A 12,433-nucleotide genomic window follows, 5' to 3' on the forward strand; every position below is an offset into this window, starting at 1 on the left:
CGTCCCGCGCGAGCCGAAGACTGGCTCACCGGGAAACCGATCAGGACACGGAAGAGTTAGATCGAGAAGCTGGTGCCGCAGCCGCAGGAGGCGGTGGCGTTGGGATTGACGACGCGGAACGAGGCGCCGATCAAATCGTCGACGAAGTCGACTTCCGAGCCCGCCAAGAACGGCACCGAGGCGGGATCGATCAGCACCACCGCGCTGTCGCGTTCGATCACGAGGTCGTCATCGGCCTGGGTGCGCTCGACATCGAACTTGTACTGGAAACCGGAGCAGCCGCCGCCCTCGACGGAAATGCGCAGCTTGGCGCCGTCGCCTTCCTTGCTGAGGATCTGCCCGATCCGGCGGGCAGCCCGTTCGCTGACGGTGATGGCAGCAGTCATGGTCGGTCTCCAAAACCCTATCTGGACATGATCTGATCCGGATCATGCCCGGCGTCATACCCAATTCATTTGGTCGGCCGCCTCAGTCATAGTTAAGTGCGTCGGACCATGGAATCAAATGGATAAGGACTAAAATACTGTGTCGGTCGGAATGGCTGCCCCCCGCGCGCCTTATGCCTGCGACCCCGACCGCAGCCGTGGCCGGCTGGTCGCGGAGCCGCCGAGCCGGACCCGCAGCCCGTTCCGGCGCGACTGCGACCGGGTGATCCATTCCACGGCGTTCCGGCGCCTCAAGCACAAAACCCAGGTCTTCGTCTTCCACGAGGGCGATCATTACCGCACCCGTCTGACCCATTCGCTGGAGGTGGCGCAGATCGCCCGCGCGCTGGCGCGCCAGCTCGGGGTCGACGAGGACCTGACCGAGACGCTGGCGCTCGCGCATGATCTCGGCCACCCGCCGTTCGGCCATGCTGGGGAGCGGGCGCTCGACGACTGCCTCAAGGAAGATGGCGGCTTCGACCACAATGCGCAGGCGCTGCGGGTCGTCACCTCGCTGGAGCATCGCTACCCCGAGTTCGGCGGCCTGAACCTGACCTGGGAATCGCTCGAGGGGATCGTCAAGCACAACGGGCCGCTGACCGAACGCAACGGCGCGCCGGCCGGCCGCTACCTGGACAGCGGCATTCCGGTCGGGATCGCCGACTACAGCAGGACCTACGACCTCGAGCTCTGGAGCTATGCCTCCCTCGAAGCGCAGATCGCTGCCTTCGCCGACGACATCGCCTATGACGCGCACGACATCGACGACGGCCTGCGCGCCGGCCTGTTCGCGGTCGACGATCTCAAGGAGATGCCGCTGACATCCGAGATCATCTCCGAGATCGACCGCCATTATCCCGGGCTCGACGAGGTCCGGCGCGGCGCCGAGCTGGTGCGTGAGCTGATCTCGCATTTCATCAGCGCGGTCTTCAACGAGGCGAGCCGGCGCCTCGCGGTCGCCCAGCCGCAATCGGCCCAGGACGTGCGCCGCCACAATGCGCCGCTGATCGCATTTCCGCCTGAGGTGGCCGAGCAGGAGGCGGCGATCAAGGCCTTCCTGTTCCGGCGGATGTACCGCCACCGGCGGGTGATGATTGTGATGCGGGAGGCCGAGCAGGTGGTCCGCAACCTGTTCGAGCGCTACCGGCAATCGCCCGGCGACCTGCCGGCGGAATGGATCGAGGGCAGCGTGCAGGAGACCACGAGCGCGCGGAACAGGCGGATCGGCAATTTCATTGCCGGGATGACCGACCGTTTCGCCCTGATCGAGCACCAAAGGCTTTTTGACTCGACCCCGGATTTGCGTTAGCGCCCTGCCATGGCCGACACCACTGCTTCACCACACCTTTTTGCCGACATGCTGACGCGCGTGCATGCGATCTGTGCCGCGGTCGGAGCCGAGGACAACTGGCCCGTGGGCATCGACCTGTCCCGCGTCGTGGTGGAGCCGCCGCGCGATGCCAGCCACGGCGACATGGCGACCAATGCCGCGATGGTGCTCGCCAAGGACGCCAAGGCCAAGCCGCGCGAGCTCGCCGACAAGATCGCAGAGCGGCTGCGCGCCGATGCGCTGGTGGCCTCCGTCGACGTCGCGGGTCCCGGGTTCATCAACCTGACCTTGAAGCCGCAGGTCTGGGCGGACGCGCTGCGCTCCGTGCTGGCCGCTGGCTCAGCCTATGGACGCAGCGACATCGGCAAGGCCGAGAAGGTCAATGTCGAATACGTCTCGGCCAACCCGACCGGGCCGATGCATGTCGGCCATTGCCGCGGCGCCGTGTTCGGCGACGCGCTGTGCAGCCTGCTGCAATTCGCGGGCTTCGACGTCTGCCGCGAGTACTACATCAATGACGCAGGCGCCCAGGTCGACGTGCTCGCGCGCTCGGCATTCCTCCGTTACCGCGAGGCGTTGGGGCAGGACATCGGCGCGATCCCGGAAGGGCTCTATCCCGGCGATTACCTCGTGCCCGTCGGCGACGCGCTCGCCAAGGAATACGGCGAGAAGCTGCTCGATATGACGGAAGCCGCGTGGCTGCCGATCGTGCGCGACAAGGCGATCGCCATGATGATGGAGATGATCAAGGGCGATCTCGCCGCGCTCAACATCCATCACGACGTGTTCTTCTCCGAGCGCTCGCTGATCACCTCGGGCAACAACAAGGTCGCCGAGACCATCGATTTCCTGCGCGCCAAGGGTGACATCTACGAAGGCCGCCTGCCGCCGCCGAAGGGCAAGCCGGTCGAGGATTACGAAGACCGCGAGCAGTCGCTGTTCCGCGCCACCGCCTATGGCGACGACGTCGATCGGCCGCTGATCAAGTCGGACGGCTCATACACCTACTTTGCATCCGACATCGCCAACCACCGCAACAAGTTCGAGCGCGGTTTCACCAATCTGATCGACGTGTTCGGCGCCGATCACGGCGGTTACATCAAGCGCATGCAGGCGGCCGTGAAAGCGGTGACCGCGGGCAAAGCGACACTCGACGTCAAGATCGTGCAGCTGGTGAAGCTGCTGCGCGACGGCGAGCCCGTGAAGATGTCGAAGCGCTCGGGCGAGTTCGTCACGTTGCGCGAAGTCGTCGACGAGGTCGGCTCCGACGCCGTGCGCTTCATGATGCTGTTCCGCAAGAACGACGCGGTGCTCGATTTCGACCTCGCCAAGGTGATCGAGCAGTCAAAGGACAACGCGGTCTTCTACGTCCAGTACGGCCACGCCCGCGGCCATTCGATCTTCCGCAATGCGCGGGAGGAGGCGGTTCCGGACCTGCCGGAGACCGACGAAGCCCGGCTGGCCTATCTGCGGAGCGCCGCGGTCGAACGGTTGACCGATCCGGCCGAACTCGACCTGCTCAAGCGGCTTGCGCTTTATCCCCGGATGATCGAGGCTGCGGCGGTGGCACATGAGCCGCACCGAATCGCATTTTATCTATATGATTTGGCCAGTGAATTTCATGCGCTCTGGACCAAGGGGCGGGATTTGCCCTATTTACGCTTCATTATCAATAATGATGCAGAGATCACGAGGGCGCGACTGGCAATGGTTCAGGGCGTCGTCTCGGTTCTGGCATCGGGCTTAGCTGTTCTAGGCGTCCACGCTCCAACCGAGATGCGGTAGGCAGGGGCATTAGGCCCTCACGAGTGGGGATTTGTGAGGGCATCTGGCAGGGGCCAACTCGTTCGGACCGGCTGTGCCGGCGATCTTGGCGCTGTCCCGAAGGGGATGCATCATCACAATGGCTGATCGATATCAGGACCGAAATTTTTCCGCCGACACGGCCTCCAGGGCCGAGAGCGATCCGCTCGCCGAACTGGCCCGGCTGATCGGGCAGACGGATCCGTTCGGCACCACCAACAAGCCGCCGCCGCGTCCGCTGCAGTCGCGCGCGAACGCGCGGCCGCAACAGTATGAGCCGCAGGCGGAAGAGGACGAGACCCCGCCCGCGGGCCCGCCGCCCTGGATGCAGCGCGCGCGGCAGGAAGCTGCCCCGCCGCCGCCCGTGCAGCACAACGAATACGAAGAGCCGGAGCAGGACTATCAGCCGAAGTCGGTGCACCCGTTGCACCGTTATGCGGCCCAGCAGGCACAGCCGCCTGCGCCCGCGCCGGTCACCACCTATCGGCCGGTCGAGCCCCCCCGGCAGCCTGAGGCCTTCGACGAGGAGCCGCACTATCAGGACGGCGATCAGGGGCAGGATTCGTCGCGCTATGACGACGCGCTCTACGGCCAGTTGGAAGCCGGCGAGCAGGACCTGCAGCGCGATCCGTCCTATCCGGACGATCCCTACGCCTACGAGGCCTACGAGGAAGAACCCGAACCGCGCAAGCGGAGCAGCGGCCTGATGACGGTCGTCGCGGTGGTGGCGCTCGCGGTGGTCGGCACCGGCGGCGCGCTCGCCTACCGCAACTATGTCGGCTCGCCGCGAACCGGTGAGCCGCCGATCATCAAGGCTGACAACACGCCGACCAAGGTGATTCCGGCCCAGGCCGATGCGCCGGCCAAGACGCCGGATCGCATGGCGACGGGTGACGGCACCGAAAAAATCGTGTCGCGTGAAGAGACCCCGGTCGACGTCAATTCGAAGACCGCCGGACCGCGCGTCGTGTTTCCGCCGCTGAACGCCAATACGAATCCGCCGCCGGCCGCCAGCGTGCAGACGGCGCAGCCCGCGCCGGCGCCGATCACCGCCAACGGGACCCTGCCGAACAACGAGCCGCGCAAGATCCGCACCCTCGCGGTCAAGGGCGACACGCCCGATGGCACGCAGGCCACGGCGACTGTGCCGGCCAAGCCGCCGACCGCCGCAAAGCAGCAAGTGTCGCGCGGCAATCCTTCGGCAGCCAACGCCAGCGTGAACGCGCCGATGTCGCTGGTTCCCGGGCAGGCTGACGCGGCGGCAGCTCCGGCTGCGCCGCCGACCCGGGTGGCGTCGACCTCGACCGCTTCGGTCGGAGGCGGTGGATACCTGGTCCAGGTGTCGTCGCAGAAGAACGAGGCGGACGCGCAGGCGTCGTATCGGACGCTGCAGGGCAAGTATCGCAATGTGCTCGGTTCGCAGCCGTTGGTGGTGAAACGCGTCGATCTCGGCGAGAAGGGCGTCTATTACCGCGCCTTTGCCGGTCCGTTCGCATCATCGGAAGAGGCCAACCAACTGTGCCGGAGCCTGATGTCGGCCGGTGGGCCGCAGTGCCTCATCCAAAGAAATTAAAGGCTGTTTCCTTGACCCGTGAGCTGCATACGGCCTAATCGGCCGAATGACGATCCGCGCATTCATCACGGGCATATCCGGGCTGACCCTCAGCGACGCCGAACGCGAATTCATTCGCGCCGAGCGGCCGTGGGGCTTCATCCTGTTCAAGCGCAACATCGAGAGTCCGGCCCAAGTGGCAGCTCTTGTTGGGGAACTCAGGTTGGCGGCCGATGCGAACGACGCCCCGGTCCTGATCGACCAGGAGGGCGGCCGGGTGCAGCGGCTCGGCCCGCCGCATTGGCCGGTCTATCCGCCCGGCGCGAGTTTTGGCGCGCTTTACGACATCGACCCGGAGCTCGGCCTGACAGCGGCCCGGCTCAGCTCCCGGCTGATTGCGGCCGACCTGATCGACCTCGGAATAACAGTCGATTGCCTGCCTTTGGCCGACGTTCCGGTGGCCGGAGCGGACGCTGTCATCGGCAACCGGGCCTATGGAACCGAACCGGACAAGGTCGCCGCGGTTGCGCGTGCGGTCACGGAGGGGCTGGAACAGGGCGGCGTGCTGCCGGTTCTCAAGCATATACCCGGCCATGGCCGGGCCACGGCGGACAGCCATTTCCGCCTGCCGACGGTCGATACCGCCAGGGCCGAGCTGGAACGGACCGATTTCGCCGCGTTTCAGCCGCTGGCGGACCTGCCGATGGCGATGACTGCACATGTTGTGTTTAGCGCGCTCGACCCCGTCCATCCGGCGACGACTTCTGCGACAATCATCGAGCAGGTGATTCGCGGCCTGATCGGGTTTCAGGGTTTGTTGATGAGTGATGACGTGTCGATGAATGCGCTGGCCGGATCAATTGCCGAACGGACCCGCGCCATCGCCGCCGCCGGTTGCGACATGATTCTGCACTGCAACGGCAATATCGACGAGATGCGCGAGGTCGCGCGGGAGACGCCGGAACTCACCGGCAAGGCGCTTGAGCGCGCCAAGGCTGCGCTTGCCGCGCGGAAGCGGCCCCAGCTGCTCGACCGGCAGGCGGCACGGGCTGAACTGGATGCGTTGTTGGATCGGGTAGGGACGGCATGACCGCTGAAATTCTATCGTTTGATACCGGGCGGCCGGCCGACCTCGCTGATGGCGAACCGGCGCTGGTGGTCGACGTCGAGGGCTATGAGGGCCCGCTCGATCTTTTGCTCACGCTGGCGCGGCAGCAGAAGGTCGACCTGTCGAAGATCTCGATCCTCGCGCTCGCCGACCAGTATCTCTCGTTCATCGAGGCGGCGCGCAAGATTCGCCTCGAGCTTGCCGCCGACTATCTGGTGATGGCGGCCTGGCTTGCGTTCCTGAAGTCGCGGCTCCTGCTGCCCGAGCCGCCGACCGCGGAGGGGCCGAGCGCCGAGGAAATGGCGACCGCGCTGGCCAACCAGCTGCGCCGTCTGGAGGCGATCCGCGAGGCGGCGAACAGGCTGATGAACCGGCCGCAGTTCCAGCGCGATATCTTTCCGCGCGGCAATCCGGAATCGATTGCCGAGATCAAGCATCCGAAGTTCACCGCAACCTTGTACGACCTGCTGTCGGCCTATGCCACGCAGCGCCAGTCGCGCGTGCTGACCACGGTTCATCTGCAGAAGCGTACCGTCTGGTCGCTGGCCGAGGCGCGCGCCTCGCTGGAGCGGCTGGTCGGCATTGCCGAGGACTGGAGCTGCCTCGACCAGTACCTGATGAACTACGTCGCCGATCCGACCCAGAAGGCGACGGTGTTCGCATCGAGCTTCGCCGCGGCCCTCGAACTGGTCCGCGAGGGCGAGATGGAGATCAACCAGAAGCAGGCGTTCGCGCCGATCTATTTCCGAAAGCGTCCAGCGCAGGCCGCCATGGCGGCGCCGGACCTGTCGGTTGAGTAAGTGGAAGAAGGAGAGCAAGCCCATGGCAAGCTTGGCGGAAGTGCGCAGAGACGAGCCCGAGGAGGAGGTTTCTCCTATGGATCATCCGGTAGCGCGTCCTGAGGAATTGCGGCTCCTGGAAGCCCTGTTGTTCGCATCGGCCGACCCGATCGATCAGGCGACGCTGGCCAAGCGGATGCCCGACGGCGTCGACATCAAGCAGGCGCTCGCGCAGTTGCAGGCCGAATATGCGCCGCGCGGCGTCAACCTGGTGAAGGTCGCGAACAAGTGGACGTTCCGTACCGCGGGCGATCTGTCGTGGCTGATGACGCGCGAGAGCACCGAGACCCGCAAGCTGTCGCGCGCGGCGATCGAGGTGCTGGCGATCATCGCCTACCACCAGCCGGTGACCCGCGCCGAGATCGAAGAGATTCGCGGCGTGGTGACGTCGAAAGGCACGATCGACGTGCTGCTGGAGACCGGCTGGATCCGCCCGCGCGGCCGCCGCAAGACGCCGGGCCGTCCGTTGACCTTCGGAACCACCGACGGCTTCCTGTCGCAGTTCAGCCTGGAAGCGCTCGGCGATCTGCCGGGGCTCGAGGAACTGAAGGGCACCGGTCTGCTCGACTCGCGTCTGCCGACCGGCTTCTCCGTTCCGTCGCCATCTGACGATGCGACGCTGCGCGAGGACGAGGAGCCGCTCGAGCCCGGCGATACGCTGGAACTGCTGCTCGCGCCTGCCGTCGAGCCGGAGGCCGAGGAACCGAAGGCTGAGGTCGAGACCGAAACCGAGGCCGCTGCCGAGGTTGAAGCCATCGCCGTGGTCGAAGCCGAGGTGATCATTGAGGTGGAGGCAGGCGAACCTGACGCGGCCGAGCCCGACGCCGACGAGCCGGACGAACGGGCCGACGACGCGGGCGATCACGACGACGCCGAGAAGGGCGAATAGGGCGGAATATTCCCGGTTAAGCCTAGCAATATTACGTAGCCGCGACAGCGATTTGCCGCGGCAGAGGTCCTTGTTTTTGACACCCCGCGGGCCTAACTTCCGGCCATGTTCAGGCCGGTCCGCCGGCCATTTCTGGAGGGTTGCAGGATGGGTTCGCTTAGCATTTGGCACTGGATCGTCGTGATCGCAGTGGTCCTGCTGCTGTTCGGTCGCGGCAAGATTTCGGACCTGATGGGTGACGTCGCCCAGGGCATCAAGGCCTTCAAGAAGGGCATGCAGGACGACGACAAGGTCGCGGACAAGGCCGAGCCAACCAAGTCGATCGATCACAATTCGACGCCGTCGGCCACGCGCCAGGACGTCGGCAGCAAGGCCGTCTAACGCGCTTGTACTGACGTGTATTTTCGACGTTTTTCTTCACGCGAAACGGTGACGCCGTCGCACAGACGCGCTATGGACGCCGATTGAGAAAAGGCGCCGGCAGCCCCACATCCTGTTGGGAGCGATGGGGCCGATGGCGGCGCGCTTAGGCGGAACAATTCATGTTCGATATCGGGTGGAGTGAACTGGTCGTCATCGCGGTCGTCGCGCTGATCGCCATCGGCCCGAAAGAACTTCCGGGCGTGCTGCGCATGGTCGGGCAATGGATGGGCAAGGCCCGCAAGATGGCCGCCGAATTCCAGGGCCAGTTCCAGGAAGCCATGCGCGAGGCCGAGATGGCCGACCTCAAGAAGAGTTTTGACGAGGTCAGGGAAGCCGCAACCGGCATCACCAGCGGCAACATCATGACCTCGCTGCAGAAGGACGTCACCGACGCCCTGCAGATCGACAAGCCGGTCGATGCGCAGGTCGCCTCGGCGATCGATGCGCCGGTGACGTCAAGCGACGCACCGGTGACGCCGACAACACCGGCCGAGCCGACGCCGGAAACCTTCGTCGAAGCCGAGACGCATATAGCCGCCGGCGAGCCGCTCGCGATCACCAATGAGGTGAAGCCCGAGCCGGCACCTCAAGACGTCACGCCGGCAGAGCCCGACGTGCTCAAGGACGCGAGAGCGTCATGAGCGCCGAAGACATCGAGGCCTCCAAGGCCCCCTTGATGGATCACCTGATCGAGCTGCGCTCGCGGCTGATCAAGGCGCTGCTCGGCTTCGCCGTGGCCTTCATCATCTGCTTCTTCTTCGCCAAGCAGATTTTCAATGTCCTGGTCTGGCCGTTCATCTGGGTGGCGGGACCGGAGAATTCGAAATTCATCTACACGGCGCTGCTGGAGTATTTTCTCACCCAGCTCAAGCTCGCGATGTTCGGGGCCGCCTTCATTTCGTTCCCGATCGTCGCCGGACAGGTCTACATGTTTGTGGCGCCTGGGCTCTACAAGCACGAGCGCAATGCCTTCCTGCCGTATCTGATCGCCACGCCGATCTTCTTCGTGATGGGCGCGATGCTGGTCTACTTCGTGGTTTTCCCGATGTTGACCCGTTTTTCGCTCGGCATGCAGCAGACCGCCGGCGCGGAGACCGCGCAGATCCAGCTGCTGCCCAAGGTCGGCGAGTATCTCTCGCTGATGATGTCGCTGATCTTCGCCTTCGGCATCGCCTTCCAGCTACCGGTGATCCTGACCTTGCTCGGCCGCATCGGCATCGTCACCTCGAAGATGCTGAAGGAGAAGCGGCGCTATTTCATCGTGATCGCCTTCATCATCGCCGCGGTGCTGACGCCGCCGGACGTGCTGAGCCAGGCCTCGCTCGCGATCCCGCTGCTCGCGCTCTATGAGGGTGCCATCATCGCGGTGCGCATGGTGGAGAAGAAGGCCGCGACCGCGAACGCCGGGGCGCCGTCGGCGACCAATCCGGCCGAGTAGGGCCGTCTACGTCACACATCCGGTGTCACCCCGCGAAGGCGGGGTCTCCAGCACGCTGCGGCCTTTGGGTCACACACTGACGCCTCTGGAATGCTGGATCACCCGCTTTCGCTGACGATGACGGTCGTGGTAGTGGAAAGATGCAACGCGAGCGTTGACGTAAGACGTTATCTGCAAGCCCGCCATCAGGACTGCCATGCACGACATCAAAGCGATCCGCGACAACCCGACAGCCTTCGACGCCGGCCTGAAGCGCCGCGGACTGGGGGCGCTGTCGCCGTCGCTGCTGGCGATCGACGAGAAGCGGCGCGCGGCAATCCTGGCGTCCGAGCAGGCCCAGGCGCGACGCAACGCGGCCTCGAAGGAGATCGGCGAGGCCAAGAAGGCCAAGGACGAGGCGCGCGCGGCCAAGCTGATGGCCGAAGTCGCCGAGCTGAAGACCACGATGCCCGAGCTCGAGGCTGCGGCGAAAACGGCCGATGACGAGCTGACGAAAGAGCTGTCGTCGATTCCCAACCTGCCGCTCGACGAGGTGCCCGACGGCACCGACGAGCACGGCAACGTGCAGCACCATGTGTTCGGCAAGGCGCGTGACTACGGCTTCGCGCCGAAGCTGCACGACGATCTCGGCACCACGCTCGGCTATATGGATTTCGAGGCCGCGGCCAAATTGTCCGGCGCGCGGTTCGTCGTGCTGAAAAAGGGGCTGGCGCGGCTCGAGCGCGCGATCGGGCAATTCATGCTCGACCTGCACACCGGCGAGCACGGCTACACCGAGATCAACCCGCCGCTGCTGGTGCGCGACGCCGTGATGTTCGGCACCGGCCAGTTGCCGAAATTCGAGGATGACCAGTTCTGGGCGATCAAGGGTGAATTGCTCTCCACCCCGAATGCCGATCTGCGCGGCGAGCGTCTCGGCCTGATTCCGACCGCGGAAGTTTCGCTGACCAATCTCGCGCGCGAATCCATCCTCGACGAGAAAGAGCTGCCGATGCGGCTCACGGCGCTGACGCCGTGTTTTCGCGCGGAGGCAGGAGCTGCGGGACGCGATACGCGCGGCATGATCCGGCAGCACCAGTTCACGAAAGTGGAGCTGGTGTCGATCACGACGCCCGAAGCCAGCAAGGATGAGCTCGAGCGCATGCTGTCCTGTGCCGAGCAGGTTCTGCAGAAGCTCGATCTGCATTATCGGGTGATGACGCTGTGCGCCGGCGACATGGGCTTCTCCGCGCAGAAGACCTACGACATCGAGGTGTGGATGCCGGGGCAGGGCGATGGCGGCGCCTATCGCGAGATCTCGAGCTGCTCGGTGTGCGGCGACTTCCAGGCCCGCCGCATGGATGCGCGCTACCGCGGCCCCGACGGCAAACCGCGCTTCGTGCATACGCTGAACGGCTCCGGCACGGCGGTCGGCCGCGCCTTGATCGCGGTAATGGAGACCTATCAGCAGCAGGATGGATCGATCGCGGTGCCCGATGTGCTGCAGCCCTATATGGGCGGGCTCAAGGTCATCGAGCACGGCATGTGAGGCGAGGGCCAGTGTGATGCCGCTGCACCGTGACATCCACTGGCTTGGCAAGCAATGGGCCGTTACCGGCCATGGTCTGCAGCTGATCAACCAGAAGCAGATGGGCTATTACGACATCGAGGCCGCGCGGCTCTGGGAAGCCCGCGTGGTCGAGGTGCAGTCGAAGGCGTGGATCGACCGGCCCGACTTCGACAAGGCGCTGGAGATCGCGCGCGGCAAGTTCGCGCAACTTGCGCCGGACGATCTGCCGCCGCCCGCGGCTGTCGAGCCGCCGCCTCCAGTCCGGGCTGCGCCGCTTGAGCCGACATCGGTGCCCTCGATCGAGGAGCTGCTGGCCCGGCTGAAATCGAAATCGGCCGCACCGGCGCCGGTCGCAAAACCGGCCGAGGCGCCCGCACCGGCGCCGCTCAAGCCCGAGCCGACAAGGCCTGAGCCGCGCAAGGTCGAAACCATTGCGGCCGAGCTTCCCGAGTCCGAGATTCGCAAGTCGGAGATCCCCAGGTCGGAGCTCCCCAGGTCGGAGAATGCAGAGCTTCCAGAGGCACCGAAGCCTGCACCACTCCAAGCGGATTCGATCGCGCCCGAGCCTCGCACGCGGGCACCTAGCATGGCCGATCCCATCAGGCCCGAGCTGACCAGATCGGAGCCGACCAAGCCGGTGCTTCACCAACCCGCACCGCTCGGTCCCGAGCCGACCAGGTCTGATGTTCGGATGGTCGAACCGCCCAAGGTCGAAACTCCCAAGGCGGAGCCTGCCAAATCTGAACTTGCCACGCCTGAGGCTATCGAGTCCGAAGCTCAGAAAACAGACAGCCTCAGGCCTGAACCTCCCAAGTCCGAACGGCGCGAGGCCGCTCCGGCCGAGAAGCCTGGGATGCCGGTGCCGCCGCCTTCACCCTCCGTTGTCGCGGTTGTTCGCAATCCGCCGCCGCCGGGGCGAGCGAGACCGGCCTGGCCGGTATTCGTCCGCAAGATCGCCGGCAGCGGCAGATTCCTGCAGCCGTGGCGCGTGACGTCGGCGCGTTGGCGCGGGCCTTCGTCGGGTTTGCCACCACGGCCCTAGCCGGTTAAGACGGCAATCGACTCAAGAAGCTGCAA

Annotated in this window: 11 protein-coding genes and 1 pseudogene; 11 read left to right on the forward strand and 1 reads right to left on the reverse strand. The window is 65.4% G+C overall.

Translation table 11 applies throughout. The features are described 5' to 3' along the window. Positions 1 to 56: 56 nt before the first annotated feature. Entirely contained in the window at positions 57 to 386 is a 330-nt protein-coding gene (gene erpA, locus CK489_RS27205; RefSeq protein ID WP_021081206.1) for an iron-sulfur cluster insertion protein ErpA, read from the reverse strand. A 139-nt stretch (positions 387 to 525) separates the two neighbouring features. Here erpA and CK489_RS27210 point away from each other — a divergent pair, with 139 nt between their 5' ends. The 11 genes and pseudogenes from CK489_RS27210 to CK489_RS27260 all read left to right on the forward strand — a co-directional run bounded on the left by CK489_RS27210 (position 526) and on the right by CK489_RS27260 (position 12,398). Then, complete coding sequence (locus tag CK489_RS27210) at positions 526 to 1,734, forward strand: deoxyguanosinetriphosphate triphosphohydrolase (protein ID WP_094194210.1); 1,209 nt, start codon at positions 526 to 528, stop codon at positions 1,732 to 1,734. A 9-nt stretch (positions 1,735 to 1,743) separates the two neighbouring features. After that, a complete protein-coding gene (gene argS, locus CK489_RS27215; protein WP_095734438.1) occupies positions 1,744 to 3,540 on the forward strand; it encodes an arginine--tRNA ligase in 1,797 nt (598 codons plus the stop codon). Between the two features lie 118 nt (positions 3,541 to 3,658). After that, a complete protein-coding gene (locus tag CK489_RS27220; protein ID WP_095734439.1) occupies positions 3,659 to 5,131 on the forward strand; it encodes an SPOR domain-containing protein in 1,473 nt (490 codons plus the stop codon). A gap of 46 nt (positions 5,132 to 5,177) precedes the next feature. Beyond that, positions 5,178 to 6,200: a beta-N-acetylhexosaminidase gene (gene nagZ / locus CK489_RS27225; protein WP_095734440.1), complete on the forward strand. Its 1,023-nt coding sequence runs from the start codon at positions 5,178 to 5,180 to the stop codon at positions 6,198 to 6,200. Next, positions 6,197 to 7,018, forward strand: a complete 822-nt coding sequence (locus CK489_RS27230; RefSeq protein ID WP_050630538.1) for a segregation and condensation protein A — start codon at positions 6,197 to 6,199, stop codon at positions 7,016 to 7,018. Before nagZ ends, CK489_RS27230 begins: the two co-directional genes overlap by 4 nt. 22 nt (positions 7,019 to 7,040) lie before the next feature. After that, positions 7,041 to 7,764: pseudogene (gene scpB, locus CK489_RS27235) on the forward strand (SMC-Scp complex subunit ScpB); the annotation flags it as partial. Between the two features lie 329 nt (positions 7,765 to 8,093). Next, positions 8,094 to 8,327 carry a twin-arginine translocase TatA/TatE family subunit gene (locus CK489_RS27240; RefSeq protein WP_050630540.1) on the forward strand — a complete coding sequence of 78 codons (234 nt, stop codon included), beginning with the start codon at positions 8,094 to 8,096 and terminating at the stop codon, positions 8,325 to 8,327. A 161-nt stretch (positions 8,328 to 8,488) separates the two neighbouring features. After that, a complete protein-coding gene (gene tatB, locus CK489_RS27245) occupies positions 8,489 to 9,010 on the forward strand; it encodes a Sec-independent protein translocase protein TatB (protein WP_095734442.1) in 522 nt (173 codons plus the stop codon). After that, positions 9,007 to 9,807, forward strand: a complete 801-nt coding sequence (gene tatC, locus CK489_RS27250; RefSeq protein WP_095734443.1) for a twin-arginine translocase subunit TatC — start codon at positions 9,007 to 9,009, stop codon at positions 9,805 to 9,807. Before tatB ends, tatC begins: the two co-directional genes overlap by 4 nt. A 196-nt stretch (positions 9,808 to 10,003) precedes the next feature. Further along, positions 10,004 to 11,335, forward strand: coding sequence for a serine--tRNA ligase (gene serS / locus CK489_RS27255; protein WP_095734444.1), 1,332 nt, complete (start codon positions 10,004 to 10,006; stop codon positions 11,333 to 11,335). A gap of 16 nt (positions 11,336 to 11,351) precedes the next feature. Next, positions 11,352 to 12,398 carry a hypothetical protein gene (locus CK489_RS27260; RefSeq protein WP_095734445.1) on the forward strand — a complete coding sequence of 349 codons (1,047 nt, stop codon included), beginning with the start codon at positions 11,352 to 11,354 and terminating at the stop codon, positions 12,396 to 12,398. Positions 12,399 to 12,433: the final 35 nt, after the last annotated feature.

Source organism: Bradyrhizobium sp. UFLA03-84 (assembly GCF_002289535.1).
Taxonomy (GTDB): domain Bacteria; phylum Pseudomonadota; class Alphaproteobacteria; order Rhizobiales; family Xanthobacteraceae; genus Bradyrhizobium; species Bradyrhizobium viridifuturi.